16 protein-coding genes and 1 pseudogene are annotated in these 18,914 nt (G+C 65.4%); 9 read left to right on the forward strand and 8 right to left on the reverse strand.

Annotated features, from left to right (window positions below):
- Window position 1 precedes the first annotated feature (1 nt).
- Complete coding sequence (locus POS17_RS20705; RefSeq protein ID WP_060840303.1) at window positions 2-346, reverse strand: antibiotic biosynthesis monooxygenase family protein; 345 nt, start codon at window positions 344-346, stop codon at window positions 2-4.
- 26 nt (window positions 347-372) lie between these two features.
- Window positions 373-1,005: a LysE family translocator gene (locus POS17_RS20710; protein ID WP_060840304.1), complete on the reverse strand. Its 633-nt coding sequence runs from the start codon at window positions 1,003-1,005 to the stop codon at window positions 373-375.
- Between the two features lie 89 nt (window positions 1,006-1,094).
- Here POS17_RS20710 and POS17_RS20715 point away from each other — a divergent pair, with 89 nt between their 5' ends.
- Window positions 1,095-2,420, forward strand: coding sequence for an aminotransferase-like domain-containing protein (locus POS17_RS20715; protein ID WP_060840305.1), 1,326 nt, complete (start codon window positions 1,095-1,097; stop codon window positions 2,418-2,420).
- Between the two features lie 233 nt (window positions 2,421-2,653).
- On the opposite strand, the gene POS17_RS20720 is transcribed toward POS17_RS20715, so the two are convergent.
- Entirely contained in the window at window positions 2,654-3,457 is an 804-nt protein-coding gene (locus tag POS17_RS20720; protein ID WP_060840306.1) for an aminoglycoside phosphotransferase family protein, read from the reverse strand.
- A 129-nt stretch (window positions 3,458-3,586) separates the two neighbouring features.
- Entirely contained in the window at window positions 3,587-4,045 is a 459-nt protein-coding gene (locus tag POS17_RS20725; protein ID WP_060840307.1) for an SRPBCC family protein, read from the reverse strand.
- A gap of 133 nt (window positions 4,046-4,178) precedes the next feature.
- Between POS17_RS20725 and POS17_RS20730 the strand changes: the two are divergent.
- The 3 genes and pseudogenes from POS17_RS20730 to POS17_RS20735 all read left to right on the forward strand — a co-directional run.
- A pseudogene (locus POS17_RS20730) lies at window positions 4,179-5,093 on the forward strand (ADP-ribosylglycohydrolase family protein); the annotation flags it as partial.
- Complete coding sequence (locus POS17_RS32395) at window positions 5,067-5,501, forward strand: GFA family protein (RefSeq protein WP_442963172.1); 435 nt, start codon at window positions 5,067-5,069, stop codon at window positions 5,499-5,501. The pseudogene POS17_RS20730 and the gene POS17_RS32395, both read left to right, overlap by 27 nt.
- Window positions 5,502-5,540: 39 nt before the next feature.
- A complete protein-coding gene (locus POS17_RS20735) occupies window positions 5,541-5,942 on the forward strand; it encodes a lysozyme inhibitor LprI family protein (RefSeq protein ID WP_060840309.1) in 402 nt (133 codons plus the stop codon).
- Window positions 5,943-6,475: 533 nt separating this feature from the next.
- Here the strand turns inward: POS17_RS20735 and peaD are convergent.
- The 4 genes from peaD to peaA form a co-directional block, all read right to left on the reverse strand.
- Window positions 6,476-7,594 carry a quinohemoprotein amine dehydrogenase subunit beta gene (gene peaD / locus POS17_RS20740; protein WP_060841987.1) on the reverse strand — a complete coding sequence of 373 codons (1,119 nt, stop codon included), beginning with the start codon at window positions 7,592-7,594 and terminating at the stop codon, window positions 6,476-6,478.
- A 23-nt stretch (window positions 7,595-7,617) separates the two neighbouring features.
- Window positions 7,618-7,941: a quinohemoprotein amine dehydrogenase subunit gamma gene (qhpC, locus tag POS17_RS20745; protein WP_060840310.1), complete on the reverse strand. Its 324-nt coding sequence runs from the start codon at window positions 7,939-7,941 to the stop codon at window positions 7,618-7,620.
- 1 nt (window position 7,942) lies between these two features.
- Complete coding sequence (peaB, locus tag POS17_RS20750) at window positions 7,943-9,376, reverse strand: quinohemoprotein amine dehydrogenase maturation protein (RefSeq protein ID WP_060840311.1); 1,434 nt, start codon at window positions 9,374-9,376, stop codon at window positions 7,943-7,945.
- Between the two features lie 79 nt (window positions 9,377-9,455).
- Window positions 9,456-11,036, reverse strand: a complete 1,581-nt coding sequence (gene peaA, locus POS17_RS20755) for a quinohemoprotein amine dehydrogenase subunit alpha (RefSeq protein ID WP_060840312.1) — start codon at window positions 11,034-11,036, stop codon at window positions 9,456-9,458.
- Window positions 11,037-11,449: 413 nt separating this feature from the next.
- Here peaA and POS17_RS20760 point away from each other — a divergent pair, with 413 nt between their 5' ends.
- The 5 genes from POS17_RS20760 to POS17_RS20780 all read left to right on the forward strand — a co-directional run bounded on the left by POS17_RS20760 (window position 11,450) and on the right by POS17_RS20780 (window position 18,773).
- Window positions 11,450-13,105, forward strand: coding sequence for a WG repeat-containing protein (locus tag POS17_RS20760; RefSeq protein WP_060840313.1), 1,656 nt, complete (start codon window positions 11,450-11,452; stop codon window positions 13,103-13,105).
- 101 nt (window positions 13,106-13,206) lie between these two features.
- Window positions 13,207-13,872, forward strand: coding sequence for an HAD family hydrolase (locus POS17_RS20765; protein WP_060840314.1), 666 nt, complete (start codon window positions 13,207-13,209; stop codon window positions 13,870-13,872).
- A gap of 523 nt (window positions 13,873-14,395) precedes the next feature.
- Window positions 14,396-14,974 carry a DUF4337 domain-containing protein gene (locus tag POS17_RS20770; protein ID WP_060840315.1) on the forward strand — a complete coding sequence of 193 codons (579 nt, stop codon included), beginning with the start codon at window positions 14,396-14,398 and terminating at the stop codon, window positions 14,972-14,974.
- Between the two features lie 202 nt (window positions 14,975-15,176).
- Window positions 15,177-16,667 (forward strand): aldehyde dehydrogenase family protein, encoded by a 1,491-nt coding sequence (locus POS17_RS20775; protein ID WP_060840316.1) that lies wholly within the window; start codon window positions 15,177-15,179, stop codon window positions 16,665-16,667.
- A gap of 186 nt (window positions 16,668-16,853) precedes the next feature.
- A complete protein-coding gene (locus POS17_RS20780) occupies window positions 16,854-18,773 on the forward strand; it encodes an amidohydrolase (RefSeq protein WP_060840317.1) in 1,920 nt (639 codons plus the stop codon).
- The last annotated feature ends 141 nt before the right edge of the window (window positions 18,774-18,914 follow it).

Consider the following 18,914-nt stretch of genomic DNA (forward strand, 5'->3'; position numbering starts at 1 on the left):
CTCAGGCACGCAGCACTGGGCCCTGGCGGGCATTGCCGAGCAACTGGGTAATGGCGCCATCGCCATAGGTGCGCTCGACCCTGGAAATCACCACCTGATAACCGGCGTACCAGCGCCGGTACTGGCGCTTGGCCTCGAGGTGCCTGGGGTGGCTGGCGAAGGCCTGGATCGAGGCTTCGTCCTCCCAGTAGTAGCTGGCGTTGATCAGCCCCTGGTCGGCGCTGGTCCAGGATTGGGCGCCGACGAAGCCCGGCAGGCTGATGGCAATTTCATCGATCAGCGCGCTGAGGCGGTGGAACTCCTCGTCGCGCTGGCCCGGCTGGTAGATAAAGGCGGCGATGTACATGGGCAAACTCCTTGGGGGGTGATGGATCAGACCGGGCGCGCCAGCAGCGCCAGGCGCAGGGCCAGGGCCAGCAGCACCGCCGCCAGCAGCCAGGATTGCCAGCGGGCCAGCCGCGAATCGCCGCTGGGCAGGCCCCGACCCAGGGCCGCGCCGAAGATCCCCAGGCTGGTGTGAAAGACCCCGCTGACCAGGGTCAGCAGCAAGCCCAGGACCACCAGTTGCACGGCGATGCTGCCGCGCTCGGGGCGTACGAACTGCGGCAGGAAGACCATGAAGAACAACAGCGCCTTGGGGTTCAGCAGGCTGTTGCACAGGGCCCGGACAAACACCGTGCTCAGCGGCACCCGCGCCGGCTCGGCCAGGTGCAGGGCGCCGCGCTTGCCCAGGGTCTTCCAGGCCAGCCACAGCAGGTAGGCGACCCCGGCATAGCGCATCAGCTCGAACGCTGGGGGCCAGCTGGCCACCACGGCGGTCACCCCGGTGGCCGTGAGCAGGGTCAGGCCGATATCCGCCGCGCCGATGCCCAGCCCCGAAGCCACGCCACCGCGCCAGCCGTAGGCCACGCCGTGGCTGATGACAAACGCCATGTTCGGTCCCGGCGACAGCAGCAACAGCAGCACCGCGCCCAGGAAGATCGACAGGGTGGTCAGGTCCGGCATGCCCGTGTGCTCCTGCGCAAAAGTCGCTAGATTAGAGTCCCTATCTGATACAAACAAAAAAGTGTTCTAGATACATAAGGTGGTCGAACATGCGCCGTACCCGCTACAAAACCATCGTCGACCACTTCGCCCAGCGCATCCGCAGCGGTCAGCTGTGCCCCGGCACCCAACTGCCCACGGTGCGTGCGCTGATGGCCAGCGAGCAGGTGGCCCTGGCCACGGCGCTGCGGGTCTATCACGAGCTGGAGGCCATCGGCCTGGTGGTCGGCGAGCCCGGGCGCGGCACCTTTGTCCGCGACACCAGCCTGCCGCGGGGCATGGGCCTGGAGCAGCACCCGGCCAGCGCCGCCTCGGTGGACCTGGCGTTCAACTACCCGTCCCTGCCCGGCCAGGCAGAAAGCCTGCGCGAGGGGCTGCGGGCGATGGCCGCCTCCGGCGACCTGGATGCGCTGCTGCACTCGGCGCCCCAGGGCGGTCGCCCCCACGAACGGCAGACCGCCGCGCGCCACCTGCGCAACCGTGAGATCCGTGTCGCGGGCGAACAGGTGCTGATCGTCAATGGCGCCCAGCAAGGGCTGGCGGTGAGCTTGCTGGCGCAGCTGCAGCCCGGGGACATCCTGGCGGTGGACGCCCTGACCTACCCGGGGCTCAAGGCCCTGGCCCAGGTCCAGCGCCTGGATCTGGAGCCGCTGCCCCAGCACAACGGGCAGATGGACCTCGACGCCCTGCAGGCCCTGTGCCGCCGGCGCCCGGTGCGGGCGCTGTACTGCATGCCGACCCTGCACAACCCGCTGGGCACGGTGATGCCCCTGGCCGAACGCCGGCGCCTGGTGCAACTGGCTCGCGAGCATGACCTGCTGCTGATCGAGGACGGCGCCTATGCCTTTCTCGCCGAACCGGCGCCGGTGCCGCTGCAGACCCTGGCCCCGGAACGCACGCTGTACATTTCCGGGCTGTCGAAAAGCGTGGCGTCGGGATTGCGCCTGGGGTTCATCGTCGCGCCGCTGGAGATGATCCCGGCCCTGGAGCGGGCGATTCGCGTGTCGACCTGGAGCACGCCATCGCTGACCGTGACCCTGGGCTGCCGCTGGATCGAGTCGGGGCTGGTGGACAGCCTGGAAGAGCAGAAACGCAACGACGCCCGGCGCCGCCAGCAACTGGCCGCGCGGGTGCTCAAGGGCTGCGACTACCAGGCCTACCCTTCGTCGTATTTTCTCTGGCTGAAACTGCCGGAAGGGCTGCGGGCCGATGGGGTCGTGACGGCCCTGGAGCAGCAGGGAATCACCGTGACCTCGGCCGAACCCTTCGCCACCACCGCCCACGTGCCCCAGGCCTTGCGCCTGGCCCTGGGCTCCATCGGCCTGCCGCTGCTGCAGCAGGCCCTGGAGAAGGTCCGTAACGAAATCACCCGCTGAAGGGCGTCAATGGCCGGACGAAAAAAAACCCGCCGAAGCGGGTTTTTTCCAAGACCATCATGACTTCCTGTCTGCAGCATCCGTGCTAATGGTCGACCTTCCCTGATCCTGAGCGCTTCCTGCGCTGCAGTTGTGGGAAAGAAGATTAAACACAATGCCGGGGGCGCAGAAGGCGCATTGAATTACAGCGCGTGTAGGAAATTCGCTATACCGCACCTACGCAAACCCCTAGCTCAGCCCTCCAGTGCCTGTGCGGCCAACGCCGCGAGCTTGAGCTGGTGCTGCGCCCCGGGCTGATGATCGTCCTGGAGAAACCAGGCAGCGGACAGACCACTGAAGGCCAGCACCCATTGCACCAGGCGTCGCGGCTCCAGTTGCGCGGCCCGGGCAATCACCTGCACCTGGCGGGCAAAGCGCGCCGGGTCGGTGGCGCTGGGCAAATCCGGGTTGCAGATCAGGTTGGCGAAATCGAAGGTGCGTTCGCCATGGACCCGCTTGGGGTCGATCACCCGCCAGCCGCCCTCGGCGAAATCCAGCACATTGTCGTGGTGTACATCTCCGTGCAGCACCACCGGTTCCCGGGGCGTGGCCAGCAGCTGATCGGCTTGCGCCAGGCAGCGCCGGAACAACCCGCCCTGCTGCGCCGCCGCCTCGCGCAGGTCGCTAAACCAGCGATCCAGCGGCACCAGCGATGGCTGGGGTTGCGCCCGTGGCCGGTGCAGCTTCTGCAGGGTGGCGCAGACGATATGGCTGACCTCATCGTGCTGGCCAGCCTGGGCCATGCGCATCAATGACGCCGTGCCCATGGCGCGCTCCATCAACAGTGCATCGTCCTCCTGGGCATGGACCCGCGCCGCGCCCTCCCCGGCCCACCAGACCATCAAGCGATTGCCGGCCCGCTCATCTTCGTCCAGGGCAATCTTCAACATGGCCGGCGCACCGTCTTGCAGACGCACCGGCAACAGCCGGCTCCCCGGGGTGACGATGGGCTCGCCATCCGGCGTCAGGCGCCAACGGTTTACATAGGTTTCAAACAAGGGGACAGCTCCAGGCGATAAGCGGCAAGCGGCAAGCGGCAAGCGGCAAGCGGCAAGCGGCAAGCGGCAAGTTTCAAGCTGTGCGGCCTGATCTGCAACCCGCCAGTTGCGGCTGAATGCGGCTGTACTTCAGCCCTGCTGCAGGTAGTTCTCGATATTGCCCATCTGTTCGTCCCAGCCCCGGCTGTTCATGCGAAAGGCCTTGAGCCGGCGCTCACCGGGAATGCCGTCAAAGCCCGACTCGATGACCCGCAGCAAGGTGCCGCCGCCATGCTCCTCCAGTTCGAACTGCACCAGGGTGGTGGGCTCGGCCGAGTAGTCATGCGTCGGGTCGATGGCGTAAGGGTGCCAGCGGAAGGAGAACAACTCCTCGGGCAGCATCTGTTCCACCTGCGCATCCCAGGTCAGGTGTTCGTAGCCTTGGTAAGTGACGGCACCGCGGACACGCTGGCCGGGGATGAAATGCTGGCCCTGCAGGGCCACGCCGAACCAGCGGCCAAATTGCTCGGCCTCGCTCAGCGCCGCCCACACCTGCGCCGGACGGGCATGCAGCAGGATCTTGCGTTCAATGCGATCTGAAGCGTTCATAAGTCACCTCCAGTGATGAACACTAGACCGCTCTGCTTCGAGCGCAACCTTTATCCGGCCGAAGGCACGCCTGATCGCGCGCCATGAAAAATGCTACTGTCGCCGGCGCACCTGTCTCTGCAAAGGATTTGCCATGCCCCTCTCTCTTATCGACCGCTACCGCGGCAGCCTCCTGGGCCTGGCCTGTGGTGACGCCGTCGGCACCAGCGTCGAATTCAAGCCCCGCGGCAGCTTCGCGCCGCTCACCGATCTGCTGGGTGGCGGGCCGTTCAACCTCAAGCCCGGACAGTGGACCGACGACACCTCCATGGCCCTGTGCCTGGGTGAGAGCCTGCTGCACAAGAACGGCTTCGACCCGGCCGACCAGATGGGCCGCTACCTCAACTGGTGGCAATGGGGCTACCTGAGCGCCACCGGCGAATGCTTCGACATCGGCATGACCGTGCGCCAGGCCCTGATCGACTTTCAGGAGCACGGCCGGCCCTTTGCCGGTTCCACCGACCCGCAGACCGCGGGCAATGGGTCGTTGATGCGCCTGACGCCGGTGGTGCTGTTCCACTACCCCGATCTGCAGCGGGTGCGCGAATTGGCCGGCGCCAGTTCGCGCACCACCCATGGCGCCGCCGAAGCCGTCGAATGCTGCCAGTTGCTGGCCGGGTTGATCGCCAAGGCCCTGGGCGGCGCCAGCAAGCTTGAACTGCAACGGCTCGATACCACGGGGTTGAGCCAGAGCAAGGTCGTGGCCCTGGCCCAGGGCGGTTATCTGCACAAAACCCGTGAGCAGATCCGTGGCAACGGTTATTGCGTCGACTCCCTGGAGGCGGCGCTGTGGTGCTTCCAGCACAGCGACAGCTTCGCCGACGCAGTGCTCGCCGCCGCCAACCTGGGGGAGGACGCCGACACCACCGCGGCCATCGTCGGCCAGTTGGCAGGCGCCTTCTACGGGGTCCAGGGCATACCGCCGCACTGGCTGGCCTGCCTGCACATGGCCGAGGAGATCCAGGCCATGGCCGATCAATTGCTGCAGGCCGCCCAGCGCCAACAACCGGCCCGGCCCCTCAACGGCAGTTGCCTGTGCCGGGGCGTGCAATACCAGGTCGAGCGCCTGGACATGCCCATCGGCCATTGTCACTGCCAGACCTGCCGCAAGGCCCATGCCGCGGCCTTCGCCTCCACCGCCGGGGTCATGCGCGAACATTTTCGCTGGACCCGGGGCCAGGAGCTGCTGCGTGCGTTCGAATCGTCGCCGGGCAAGCTGCGGCACTTCTGCTCGGTGTGCGGTTCTCATCTGCTGGCCGAGCGACCGGGCCAGCCCCATGTGATCCTGCGGGTGGCGACCCTGGACGATGATCCGGGGCAAACCCCGCAGGTGCATATCTGGACCGCCCACGATGTGCCCTGGCTGGCCCACGAGGCGCTGGAGCGCTGGCCCGAATGGCAACCCAGCCGCGACTAGACTGCATGTCCACCCCTTGACCCGATAGCGAGATGTTCCATGCGTGCGATCCTGTTCCTGGCCCTTGCGCCGCTGCTGCTCGCCCCGTTGGCCCAGGCCGACGAGTGCGACAGTGCCACCACCCAGACCGACATGAACCAGTGCGCCGGCCGGCAATTCCAGGCGGCCGACAAGCAACTGAACAACCTCTACCAGCAGATCAACCTGCGCCTGAAAGACCAGCCACAGGCCAAGAAACTGCTGGTCAGTGCACAACGGGCCTGGGTGGCGTTCCGGGATGCCGAGTGCGAATTCTCGTCCTCGGGGGTCGAAGGTGGCAGCGTGTATCCGCTGGTCCATAGCAACTGCGTCACGGCCTTGACCAAGGCCCGGGTGGAAAACTTCAAGACCTACCTCAAGTGCCAGGAAGGCGATTTGAGCTGCCCGGTACCGGGCCTCTAGGAACGGGCGGGCCCGCGAAGGCGTTGGTGGGGGCGCTGCCTGACTTACCGGCCCATTCGCCGGCAAGCCGGCTCCTACGAATACCTATTGCTCGCCCCCCTTGTAGGAGCGGGCTGGCCCGCGAAGGCGTCAGCTGGGGCGCTGCATGGCTTGCCGGCCTGTTCGCCGGCAAGCCGGCTCCTACGGGTACGTATTGCTCGCCTCCCTTGTAGGAGCGGGCTGGCCCGCGAAGGCGTCAGTGGGGGCGCTGCATGGCTTGCCGGCCCATTCGTCGGCAAGCCGGCTCCTACGGATACCTATTGCTCGCCTCCCTTGTAGGAGCCGGATGGCCCGCGACGGCGTTGGTGGGGGCGCTGCCTGACTTGCCGGCCCATTCGCCGGCAAGCCGGCTCCTACGGATACGTATTGCTTGCCCCACTTGTAGGAGCGGGCGGGGCCGCGAAGGCGTAAGCGGGGGCGCTGCACGGCTTGCCGGCCTGTTCGCCGGCAAGCCGGCTCCTGCATAAGGAGCCGGGCAGGCCGATGGAGGCGGGTCAGCGGATGAAGATCTGCGTCGTGGTGGCCGCCATGTCGCCACCGGGCAGGGTGATCTTGCCCACCTGCTTGAGGCTCTCGGCGTCGAAGATCGCCACGTCGTTGAAGGTCCCCGTCAGGTAGATCTTGCTCCCGGCCTTGTTGAACGACAGGCAGTAGTAGGAATGGTCCAGGGTCGCGGCCTGGAGCAGTTTCTTCTGCTTGATGTCGTACTTGGCCAGGCGGTTGAGCACGCCGAACATCAGGTTCGGGTCCTTGGGCGAGCGCATGCCGCTGAAGTAGATCTCGGTCAGGGGGCCGAAGTCGGTGGTTTCCGTCTTGCCGGTCTTCAAGTCAATGCTGAACAGCCCGTACAGCGGCTCGGCGGTCGCCGGGTCCTGTTGCTTGTCCTTGAATTTCGCCGCGGTGTAGAGCAGCGAGAAGTCGTGGCGGTAGGTCTGCTGGTTCCAGATGTAGAGCACGTCCGGGGCGCTGTAGTTGGGGCGTTTCCAGTGCCGGCTGGGGATCAGCACGTCGAACTTGCCAGTCTGCACGTTGACCTTGTACAGGTCCGGCCCGGCCACATACAGGGTGCCGTCGTCGCCGCTCTGCATGATGGTCAGCTGGCGTGGCGCGGGGAAGCTGCGCACCGGCCTGGCGTCGAGCCCGGCATCGGTGGCGTAGACATCCAGCCGCGGCTCCTTGACCTCGTAGCGATCATTGAGCAGCAAGGTCGGGTTGGCCACGGTGTACAGCTCCTTGCCGTCGTGGCTGACGGTGAAGGCGAACATCGAGCGCGCCTTCTCCCCCGGGTGCTGGGTGATGCTGGCGTGGAACACCTGCTTGCAGCTGTCGAGCTCGACGCCGTAGACATCCGCGTAGTGGTTGTTCAACACGTAGGCGATCTTGCGGTCCGGCGACAGTTGCACGGTGCCGGGGCCGAAGGCGTCGGGCATCTTGCAGGTCTTGTACAGGCTGTCGCTGGCCAGATCGATGACGTGCAGGTTGTTCGGGTAGTTGGTGGTCACCAGGTACTCGTGGCCACTGTTGAGGGCCAGCCCCTCATCGGCCAGAACGCTGAACGAGCAGGCGCCGAGAACCGCGAGTGCGACCAGGCCGCAGGCTTTGATGCTGTGCATGCTGGAATCCTTCTTGTTGTTCATCACTTGTCTTTCGGGAAGACAGTGCCGAGGTTGCGCCAGTTGTCGTTGGAGGCCTGGGCGTCCTTGTTCCAGTCGGGGTAGGTGCTCATCATGTCGGGCACCTGGGCCGGCCACCAGCACGGGTCGGAGCAGCCGTAGAGGTCGGCCTCCATCGGCTGGCACAGCGACGAGACGCCGCCAAAGGCGTCGATTTCCCAGCCCGGGTCGGTGGTCGAGGCGCAGCCGGCCACGGAGTTCATCGCCAGCACTTCTTCGATCCGGTCCTCGGCGGCCGCCGCGGTCAGTTTCTGAGCTTTGTTGTTGATTGGCTTGAGATGTTTCATGTCAGTGAGCCTTGCGCGGAGTGATGTAAGTGCTGATGAACGCAGGGTTGTGCGCCATGATCCGGCTGTAGACTTCGATGCCGAAATCCACCCAGTCACGCATCAGTTCGCAGTAGTGGTAGGTCGGGTGCGCCGGGTCGCCGTAGCGGGCGTAGCTCTCGTGGTAGCAGCCCCCGGAACACAGGTTGCGGATGCGGCAGCTGTCGCAACCTGTGTTGGTCCGGTCCAGGCGTTGGGACAGGAAGTCGTTGAGTTCCACCTGCTTGACCCCGCCGTCATGCACGTTGCCGAAGGTCGGCAAGGACGAGCCGGTAAAGCGGTGGCACAGGTTCAGCTCGCCCTTGTGGTCCACCGCCAGCATCTTCAGCCCGGCGCCGCAGGGCAGCGCTTTCTTGTGGCCTTCGTGGATGTCGGTGATCAACTGGTGCAGGTTGGAGAAACCGATGTTGCGGTGCTCCAGCGCCGCGTCCAGGTAACGCCGCCCCAGGCGTTTCATGCTGGCGAAGACTTCGATCAGCTCATCGCTGCTGAGGTTGAAGCTGCTGATGTCCCCGGAGGTCACCGGGGCGAACCCCACCTCGGCAAACCCCAGCTCGTTGAACAGGTGATCCCAGATCGTCTCAAGGTCGGTGACGCCGGTGGTCAGGGTCACCCGGGCACCCACCGGGCGGCTGTTGTAGCGCGCCAGGAGCATCTGCGCCTTGCGCCGCACCACGTCATAGGTGCCCTGCCCGCCCACGGTGATGCGGTTGCGGTCGTGCACGGTCTTGGGCCCGTCGATGCTCACCGAGAGCCCGAAGCGGTGGGCGTTGAGGTAGTCCACCACCTCCTCGGTCAACAGCGTGGCGTTGGTGGTCATGACGAACTCGACGAACTTGCCGGCAGCGGCAAAGCGCTGTTCGCAGTAGTCCACCATGGCCTCGATCAGCGGCCGGTTGCTCAGCGGCTCGCCGCCGAAGAACACCACGGTGTAGCGCTCCTCGTCGGGGGATTCCTGCAGCAGCATTTCCACCGAGGCGATGGCCGTGTCCAGGCCCATCTTCTTGCCCGCCGAGGGCTTGTCCAGGTCTTCCTTGTAGCAGTAGGTGCAGCTCAGGTTGCAGCCGGTATTGACGTTGAGCACCACGGTATTGATCGCCGTGCGCTCGACCCGCTTGACGCCGATTTCCGGGGTCAGGGGCGAGCCGTCGCTGACCAGCTCCAGGGCGATCAGCTCGCGCAGGGTGTCGCTGATTTCGGCACCGTCATAGCGGCCGCCCAGGCGCTGGATCAGCTCTTGCGGGGTACAGCCCGGGCCGCGCAGGGCATCGATGATGCTGCCGGTCAGGGCATCGCTGGCGAACAGCGAACTGCTGGGGATATGGAACAGCATGCGGTCGGCGTCGACCTGCACTTCATGCAGGTTGCGCTCCACCAGATTGAGAATTGCGCCCATTACAACCTCCTGTGCACGCCCCGCTGTCGGGGCCTGCGGTCATTGCCTGAAAGTGTCTGTCGCTATCGCTCGACGCCCCTCAGGGAATGGGTGGATTGTTCCAGCGTTGCACGGTGACGATCAGTTGGCCCTCGCCGGTCAGGGCCTTGCCGGCGTCATCCACGGCGGCGATCACCTTGAGGTTGCCGGCGTTGTTGGTGGACATCTTGCGCTGCGGATTGGGCCCAGCGTCGCCCGGGGTAAATACGCCGCTGTCGGCCTGCATGCTGCCGGCGTACTTGACGTCTTCATCCTTGGCCGCCTGCTCGTCGAAGGCCTCGACCTTCCACTGCGCCGGCATCACGCCGATGCGATAGGCCTTGCCGTCGGCGCCCTGGCCCCAGGCTTCGGCATCGAAGCGGCCCTGGACCTTGGGCGTCGAACCGCCACCGTCGCCAATCCGCGCCACCGAGAACGCCGGCACCACCTTGACCTCGGCGATGCGCTGGTACACCGCCAGCGTGGCGCCCTTGAGGCTGCCGACACTGACTTCGCGCAGCCCCGGCTGGGCGCTGGCCGCGGCCTTGAGCTTGAGGCGGATGCGCTCCGGGCTCTGCTCCAGCACCTGCAGCACCTCGACGTCCTTGCCGAAGCTCGGGGTGCCGGAGAGGCCGGCGCCCACCAGGGTCACTTCAGCCTCTGCGCCGGCCTTCAGGTAACCCGGCTGCACCGCCAGCAGACGCTGGCTGCCCTGTTTGGCGGCGATGAAATCCAGGCCGCGCTCATCGTGCTCGGCCTCGAACATCCGCCCTTGCAGGGCGTTGCCCTGGGCCGCCAGCACCTGGCGCATGACCACGCCGTCGACCGTGACATTGCCGCGCCATTCATAGCCGTTGTAGAGAATCGCGCTGCCCTGGCCATTGAACGGGCTGCCATCGGCGTACTGGCCCTTGACGCTGACCTTGAACTGATCGCCCTCGCCGGCGCTGACGCTCATCACCCCGGCCAGCTCGCCCTTGCCCGGCAGGTGGCCGCTGAAACTCCAGTCCCCGACCAGCGACGCCGCTGAAGGACGCGCTTGCTGCCAGGCCTTCCAGGCCGGGTTGTCGAGGGGATAACGCTGGGCCAGCAGCGGCACCATGTCCTTGAGCGCGGTGGGCAGCCATTCGCGGTCCCGGGACAGCGCCTGGTACTCCAGGGACGGCCATTGCCCGAGGTGGAAGTTCACCAGCCGCTCCCATTCCTGGGCCGGGCGGCGTTGCAGGGCGATCCGCGCGCCGGAGTGGCACCGGGCGCACATCTGGGTGGTCTGCTCGTCGAAGTGCTCGACGGTGTTCAAGCGCCGCTCCAGGGCATAGCGCACGCCGTCGGTCTCGCTGGGGGCCAGGCCCTGGGTGTCGGCCAGGTACTTGACCAGGGTGCGGCGGTCCTCATCGCTGATCTTCAGGCCGTGCATGGTCTGCATGCGGGCAATGCTCATCAGCCAGCCTTCCGGGGTCTTGCGCTGGTGGCTGATGCGGCTCAGGGCATCCCCGGCCTCGGGGGTGTGACAGCCCTGGCAGGTTTCCTTGAGGATGCTGCCGGCATCCCGGGCGGCAAAACTCGATGGCGCGTGCAAGGCGGTACAGGTGGCGATGGCCAGCAGGCTGGCGCTGAGCCTCAGGCGGAGTTTTCTCTTCATCAGGGTCGAACCTCCCTCGGTGCTTTCTTATTGTTAGCGAGTTGTTTTTATGGTTTCTGCCATGCCCGGGGATACCGGGCATGGAGGCAGGAGAAACGTCTGAGGGTAAGCAATACACGGAGCGTGCCAGCTTATTAAAAGACTCCGAATCAATGACTTAGGTGAAAACCCCGGGCATTGGCCGGCGCCAGGGTGTTACCCGACGTTCAATTTCGCGACAGACGTCTCAGTCTGAGACATCCCACCGCGGGGCGCAGATCGCCGCGCTGGCGCCCGCCCTCACCTGTATCGGTGGTTTTCTTTGCAATTGGATCTTGCATTTATCCGGCGCCGCCGCAAAATCACCCGCGCTTTGCCCACCCCGCTGTGCGGGGCGCTCTGCACTCCCCCTCATTACAAGGAACCTGAAGTTCATGGATAGAAGCGCCTGTGCCCGTCTCGGCTCGCTGATCCTCTCGTTGTCTGCCCTGACCCTGGTCGGTTGCAAGGAAGAAACCAGCCCCAAGACGGCCGCCATCGCACCGGCCCCGGCGCCTGCGGCCATGATCATGCCGATCTGCGCCAACGGCGAATGCGCCGTGCTGGACCAGGACGGCAAGGTGCTGGTCAGCGCCGACAACGACTACGACGCCGTGGTCGCCCTGCCCCTGGACAAGACCTTCCTGTTCGCCAAGGACGGCACCTGGAACCTCGCCAGTGCCGACGGCAAGCAGATCCTCAAGGCCGCCTTCACCGACGACCTGCGCCTCTTGACCCCGGGCTATTTCGGCTTCGGCCAGGACGGAAAGCTGGGCATCATCGACCAGAGCGGCAAGCAGATTCAGCCCCCGCGCTTCGACGACCTGTATGTCGGCGGCGCCGATGAGTTCATCGTCTACGAGATCGGCGGCAAGCGCGGCATCCTCAGCGCCAAGGGCGAGGTGATCACCGAAGCGCTGTATGACAGCAGCGTGGTGCGCGACGACTTCGCCAAGCGCGGCGGCTGGATGGGCGCCGAGCGCGGCGATCAGAAGTGGGCGCTCAACCTCAAGACCGGCGAGCAGAAGAAGGTCGAGTTCGACAGCATCGACTACTTTGCCAACCAGCATCTGGTGGTCAACACCGAACAGGGCAAGGCCCTGGCCGATGCCAATGCGCAGTTGATCAGCGCCGCCACCTACAACTGGATGGGCGAGCCGGGAGACGGCCTGGTGGCCTTCCGCGAAAAATATGACAGTCCCTGCGGCTACATGGACTTCCAGGGCAAGACCGTGATCCAGGCCCAGTTCGGCACCTGCCAGGTCTTCGGCAAGCAGGGCGCGCTGGTCACCGCCAAGAATGCCGACGGCAGCTCCGGCAAGGCCGGGTTCATTGACCGTCAGGGCCAGTGGAAGGTGCAGCCGGTCTATGACTCGGCGGACCCGGCAGGCTTCAGCCCCCTGGGGATGTTCAAGCAGGTATCGGGGCTGAACCAGGTCGCGGTGCTGCAGAACGTGTTCAGCGCCACCTTCGGCATCTTCGATGTGGACAAGGGCGTGGAGCTGTTCAAGCCGACCTACGCGCAGATCGGCGCGCTCAACGCCGACCTGTTCGTGTTCAGCACCGCCAACAGCCCGACCAAGCAGGCCACCCTGTTCGGCCAGGCCACGCAGATGCATACCGTGGGCCTGATGGACGCCAGCGGCAAGGTGTTGCTGGAGCCGGGCCAGTACGTCGACATTCGCCTGGATGCCAGCGGCCACTACCTGCTGGCCACCGACGACACTTCGCCCCTGGCCACCTCGGCGCTGTATGACCTCAAGGGCAAGCGCCTGATTGCCAGCAAGTGGCAGGAACTGGTGGTGGACGAAGCCCGTGGCGCGATCTTCGGCTACGCCGTGGAAGGCGTCGGCGACGATCAGTCCCGCAGCCTCAAGGCCCTGTACCGCCTGGACGGCACCCCGAGCTTCCAGGTCAGCCAGGTGGAATGTGGCGCCGAGCAGGTGCGTGACGGCCAGGACAAGGTGCTGTGGCCGGTCAACCCGCAGGACCACTGCCCGCAACCGGACGAAGAAGAAGACCAGGGCGAAGGCGACAACGCACAGGGCTAAGGCCCTGGGCGAGCCGGTCACGGTAGCGATCAAGCCTGCTAGGATGCGGGCTTGATCGATTCAGCCAACCGGCCCGGATGGGGCCCGACAGGAACTGTCCCATGCTCAACGCTCTGCTTTTCGACCTCGACGGCACCCTGACCGACACCGACGCCCTGCACCTGCTGGCCCTGCAACAACTGTTGTGGGAAGAAGACCGCCGGACCTTCACCGAGGCAGAGTTTGCCGCCCACGTCAGTGGCCAGGCCAACGCCCACATGTGCCGCTACCTGTTTCCCGAACGCAGCGTGGCCGAACATCTGGCCTTTGCCGAACGCAAGGAAGTGCGTTTTCGCCAACTCTCCCCGCAACTCAAGCCCCTGCCCGGCCTGCCGCGCCTGCTGGACTTCGCTGCCGAGCACGGCATCGGCGTGTGCGTGGTGACCAACGCGCCACGGGCCAACGCCGAGCACATGCTCAAGGCGCTGGGCCTGCAGGAGCGCTTCCAGACGGTGCTGGTGGCCGAGGAGTTGCCCCGAGCCAAGCCCGATCCCCTGCCCTACCTCAGCGGCCTGGAATGCCTGCACGCCACGGCCGAACAGGCCCTGGCCTTCGAGGACTCGGTGCCCGGGCTGACCGCCGCGGTCAACGCCGGCATCAGCACCTTCGGCCTGGCCACCAGCCAGCAACCGCACACCCTGCTCGATGCTGGCGCCCACCGGGTGATCCGCGACTTCGACGACCCGCAGCTGTGGGCCGAGATCCAGCGCCGGCTCGGGCGAGCCTGAACCACCGGAAGCCGGCCGCGGATCCGCCGGGGCCCTGAGCACCGTTGCAGCTTGAGTTGAAAGGAATGTCGCTGGCGATTGCAGCGAGACGGTGGGCGCGAACCTCACCGGGAGAAAACAGCAGAAGGGAAAAAGTGCTCGCCCATCACTTCGGCAGTGGCACCTAAGCCGAAGTACCCCCTTTGGCTGGGCGAGCAGGGAGGAATATACGTGGCTGCCGAGGGCGGTCCTATCGGACAGATCCTAAAAGCCAGTGCGATTCGGACAAATACCTTTGCGCTTTTTCCTCAGGACCACCTTTTTTTCACAGGTCTTTCACCTCGCCCCCCTTAGATTGATAGTCACTCCTGAACGAATCCCATTTGGCCCGCCTTGTTGCGGGCTTTTTTTTGCCAGAGCAAGTGCCTTGCAGGGGCACGAGCCCCAGGCTGTCGGCCAGCTGAACGAAGTCGCACCAGCCCTGCCGCCGCCCATGGCCATAGATACAATTTGAAACCTTTACCCCCCTCTCCAGATCGACGCCATGACTGAAGACTTCGAAGTGCCCAGCCCCCACGAAAAGCACCTGGAACACGTGACCGAACACGCCCACCGCCGCAATGACAACTTCGCCAGCAAGATCGCGGTGATGACCGCGATCATGGCCACCCTGGGGGCGCTCCTGAGCTATCAGGCCGGCTCCACGGAGAGCCAGGCGGCGATGGACAAGAACAACGCGGCGATGAAGAAGACCGAAGCCGCCAACCAGTGGAGCTACTACCAGGCCAAGTCCAGCCGACAGAACCTGGCGGAGCTGGCGACCCACATTCCCGGGGTCGATGCCGGGCACTACAGCATCGAGGCCCAGCGCTACCAGAAAGAGAAGGAAGCCGTGCGCCTGAAAGCCGAAGCCCTGGAAGCCGAGGCCCGGGACTGGGACGAACAGTCCGAAGTCGAGCTGCACCAGCACCATCGCTGGGCCCAGGCGATGATGGCGATCCAGATTGCCATCTCGATGGCCGCCATCACCCTGCTGACCCGCAAGGAATGGCTGAAGAAACTCGCCTACGGCGCGGCCGGCGGCAGTGTGCTGCTGGGCACCCTGGCCTGGCTGCACATCTAGAACCCCCTGCGCAGCAACCCGCAGCGCCCTGCGTCGCAGCGTCCGCGGATTCTCACCGGCTGTCGCAGTTTGCGAAACCGTCCGGCTCGGATGATCCCGCCAGCGACGGCCAGAGCCCCGGATCCCGGGGCTGCGCGACTTCTGCAGACCTGGCACAGCCATTGCGAAAGCCCCTGCCTCACCTACAACAAGAGGCTTCGCCATGGCTATTGCCCCCCTGCTCGCCGCTACCACGGCGTTTATCCAGCGCGCCCCGCGCATGTTGATCGGCGCCCACTGGGTCGAGGCCGCCGACGGCCAGACCATGCCCCTGCGCAACCCCGCCACCGGCGAACAGCTGTGCCTGGTGCCACGGGCCACGGTGGATGACGTCGACCGCGCCGTATTGGCGGCGCGCCAGGCGTTCGATGATTCGCCCTGGAGCCGCACCCGCCCCCGGGAGCGGCAGAACCTGCTGTGGAAGCTCGCCGACCTGATGCAGCGCGACGCCGAACTGCTGGCCCAGCTGGAATGCCTGAACAACGGCAAGAGCGCCGCCGTGGCCCAGGCCATGGACGTGCAGCTGTCCATCGACTATCTGCGCTACATGGCCGGCTGGGCCACCAAGATCGAAGGCGCCAGCGTCGAGGTGTCGCTGCCGCTGATGCCCAACGATCAGTTCCACAGTTTCATCCGCCGCGAGGCGGTGGGCGTGGTCGGTGCCATCGTCGCCTGGAACTTCCCCCTGCTGCTGGCCTGCTGGAAGCTCGGCCCGGCCCTGGCCACCGGCTGCACCCTGGTGCTCAAGCCGGCCGACGAAACCCCGCTCAGCGCCCTGAAGCTGGCGGAACTGGTGCAGGAAGCCGGCTACCCCGACGGCGTGTTCAACGTGGTCACCGGCACCGGCATCACCGCCGGCAGCGCCCTGACCCGCAACCCCCTGGTGGACAAGCTGACCTTCACCGGCTCCACCGCGGTGGGCAAGGAAATCGGCAAGATCGCCATGGACTCCATGACCCGGGTGACCCTGGAACTGGGGGGCAAGTCGCCGACCATCGTCATGGCCGACGCCGACCTGGCCAGCGCCGCCGCCGGGGCCGCCAGCGCGATCTTCTTCAACCAGGGCCAGGTGTGCTGCGCCGGTTCGCGGCTGTATGTGCAGCGCAAGCATTTTGACAACGTGGTGGCCGACATTGCCGGCATCGCCAACGCCATGAAGCTGGGCAACGGCCTGGACAGCAGCGTCGACATGGGCCCGCTGATTTCCGCGCGCCAGCAGGAGCGGGTCTATCGCTACATCGAGATGGGCCGCGACAGCGGCGCCACCATTGCCTGCGGCGGCGAACAGTTCGGCCCGGGGTATTTCGTCCAGCCGACGGTGATCGCCGATGTCGACCAGCAGCATGCCCTGGTTCAGGAAGAAATCTTCGGCCCGGTGCTGGTGGCGATTCCCTTCGACGATGAAGCCGACGCCCTGCGCCTGGCCAACGACAGCCCCTACGGCCTGGGCGCGAGCATCTGGTCCAACGACCTGGCGGCGGTGCACCGGATGATTCCGAAGATCAAGTCCGGTTCGGTGTGGGTCAACTGCCACAGCGCCCTGGACCCGGCGCTGCCGTTTGGCGGCTACAAGATGTCCGGGGTCGGCCGGGAAATGGGCCATGCCGCCATCGAGCACTACACCGAGCTGAAATCGGTGCTGATCAAGCTCTGATCCGCACCCCGGCCAACCGCCCCGCTCCGGGGCGCCGGAGGGGGTCCGGCGCCCCCGACGACCGCCCTGTTCAGCGGGCCAAGCGCTGCTACGCTGAGCCCAAGCCGGCTCGCGGCCCAGCGTCAAGGGCCTGGGCTCGCCTTCCCCACAACGCCTCATCACCCCCGAAAACCTGAGGAATGCATCATGGGATCAAATGGAAATGATCACGATTACATCCAGTGCGGCTGCCACAATCCCGTCTGGGAAGCCCTGAAAGACACCCTCGACCCCGCCAGCTATATCGCCGGCCATGCCAACGCCGCGCATGGCCCCGCCAAGGATCCGAGCGGCGAGTCCCTGGTTTTTCATGACGGCATCATCTACCCGTTGCGCGACGGCAACATGGAGGACCGGGTCGAAGCCCTGGGCATCCATGCCGGCGACGTGGTCGCGTCGGGCACCCTGGCCGCCGTCGAAGCCCGCATGCAGGCCCTGGGCATCGAGTACAAAAAGCAGTCGCTGCATGGCAAGACCCTGCTGCCCGGCCTGGTCGAGCCACACGCCCACATCGTGCAAAGCTGCGCCATGGACGGCTGGCTGAACCTGGGCGCCATCGAGCCCGACCCGCTCGACAGCGATCCGCAGCAAGACCACCGCAGCCAGCGGCTGCGACCTGTCTACAACTGGACCTGGCTGAAGGAAACCATCCAGAGCAACCTGCCCAAGGACAGTTCCAGCTGGATTCTCGGGCATCTGGTGGATCCGGCGCTGATGCCCTTCAAAGTGGTGCCGGGTGGCCTGAACCAGCTCATTACCCTGCAATGTGGCGACGGGCCCGAAGAAGGCTACCTGGACAGCATCGAGGCCAAGCGGCCGATGCTGCTGATCAGCGCGTCCATGCACACCGCCTACATGAACACGGCGGCCAGGGATCTGGTGCATGAAAAAACCGGGATCATGGTCGAGAACGGTGTTCTGCAGGAAACCCAGATAGTGGCCGGGATCCTGTCGATTCCCGCCAAGCAGAAGCTGGAGATGCTGAAGATCTTCAAGCGCCTCGACACCTTCTTCGAGACCGCTGTCAGCCGCGGGATCACCCTGCTGTACGACGCGATGATGGATCCCCTGTCAAAACTGGTTTTGAACGCCTACTTCCTGACCCACCCCAGAAAGCTGCGGATCGGCTACGCCGCCGCCTGCAACAACTCGCTCGAAGCCCTCAAACGGTTGCCGGACTATCGGCCGGCCACGCGGGAAGAGGCCAAGCACCTGTATCAGGGCTCGATCAAGGTGATCTCGGACGGGTCCAACCAGGGCCTGACCGGCTATCAGGTCGAGGACTACTGCTGCAAGACAGACCGCCCCGTGGGCAACTTCAACCTCTGCGACGAGGGCAACGACAGCCCGCAACAGCTTCCGGATCGCTACAAGGACTTCATCCACGCGGCGGTGAAAAAAGGTTGGCCACTGATGATCCATGCCAACGGCGATCGGGCCATCGAATTCACTCTGCAAGCCTATGACCTGGCCCTGCAGGGCCAGAGCGGCCTGGACAAGCGCCATCGCATCGAACACTGCTCCCTGCTCACCCCGAACACCCTGGAAACCATGCAGCGCCTGGGTCTGTCACCGAGCTTCCTGATTGGTCATGTCGGCTACTGGGGCTATGCCTTCGATAAAGCCATTTTCGAGAGCAAGGCCCAGAAGATGCTCGACCTGTGCAAGTCGGCCCTGGACAACAAGCTGCGGATTTCCCTGCACAGCGACTATTCGGTGACCCCGCTGGGGCCCCTGCGCTCGATGGAACAGGCGGTGACCCGCAAGATGGAGGGCATCCGCAATCACGACCAGCAGTTCGTCAACGACCCACGCCTGCAACCCATCCTCAATGAAGCCGAATGCCTGACCCGCCAACAGGCGCTGAAGGCCATCACCTACGACGCCGCCTGGCAGTGTCATGCCGAGGCCTGGACCGGGTCGCTGCAGGACGGGAACTTCGCCGACTTGGTGATCCTCGATCAGGACCCGTTGGACGAGAAGGTCCCGGCTACCCAGATTCGCGACATCCAGATCCGCGAAACCTGGAAAGGCGGCCAACGGGTGTACCTCAACCCCCGAAACTGACCGCGGCCAATGCAAGCCGGGGGTTGCTCAAGCCCCCGGAGCACCTTGTAGGAGCCGGCTTGCCAGCGAAAAGGGCCTGATGTCGTGGATGGCCGCTGCGCGGTTCGCGAGCAAGCTCGCTCCTACAGTTTCTGTTGGGGA

It is taken from the genome of Pseudomonas sp. Os17 (assembly GCF_001547895.1).
In the GTDB taxonomy this organism is placed as follows: domain Bacteria; phylum Pseudomonadota; class Gammaproteobacteria; order Pseudomonadales; family Pseudomonadaceae; genus Aquipseudomonas.

Coding starts and splice junctions, on each gene's coding strand:
- POS17_RS20705 (WP_060840303.1), bottom strand. CDS start 346: ATGTACATCGCCGCCTTTATCTACCAGCCGGGCCAGCGCGACGAGGAG.
- POS17_RS20710 (WP_060840304.1), bottom strand. CDS start 1,005: ATGCCGGACCTGACCACCCTGTCGATCTTCCTGGGCGCGGTGCTGCTG.
- POS17_RS20715 (WP_060840305.1), top strand. CDS start 1,095: ATGCGCCGTACCCGCTACAAAACCATCGTCGACCACTTCGCCCAGCGC.
- POS17_RS20725 (WP_060840307.1), bottom strand. CDS start 4,045: ATGAACGCTTCAGATCGCATTGAACGCAAGATCCTGCTGCATGCCCGT.
- POS17_RS20735 (WP_060840309.1), top strand. CDS start 5,541: ATGCGTGCGATCCTGTTCCTGGCCCTTGCGCCGCTGCTGCTCGCCCCG.
- peaD (WP_060841987.1), bottom strand. CDS start 7,594: ATGCACAGCATCAAAGCCTGCGGCCTGGTCGCACTCGCGGTTCTCGGC.
- qhpC (WP_060840310.1), bottom strand. CDS start 7,941: ATGAAACATCTCAAGCCAATCAACAACAAAGCTCAGAAACTGACCGCG.
- peaB (WP_060840311.1), bottom strand. CDS start 9,376: ATGGGCGCAATTCTCAATCTGGTGGAGCGCAACCTGCATGAAGTGCAG.
- peaA (WP_060840312.1), bottom strand. CDS start 11,036: ATGAAGAGAAAACTCCGCCTGAGGCTCAGCGCCAGCCTGCTGGCCATC.
- POS17_RS20760 (WP_060840313.1), top strand. CDS start 11,450: ATGGATAGAAGCGCCTGTGCCCGTCTCGGCTCGCTGATCCTCTCGTTG.
- POS17_RS20765 (WP_060840314.1), top strand. CDS start 13,207: ATGCTCAACGCTCTGCTTTTCGACCTCGACGGCACCCTGACCGACACC.
- POS17_RS20770 (WP_060840315.1), top strand. CDS start 14,396: ATGACTGAAGACTTCGAAGTGCCCAGCCCCCACGAAAAGCACCTGGAA.
- POS17_RS20775 (WP_060840316.1), top strand. CDS start 15,177: ATGGCTATTGCCCCCCTGCTCGCCGCTACCACGGCGTTTATCCAGCGC.
- POS17_RS20780 (WP_060840317.1), top strand. CDS start 16,854: ATGGGATCAAATGGAAATGATCACGATTACATCCAGTGCGGCTGCCAC.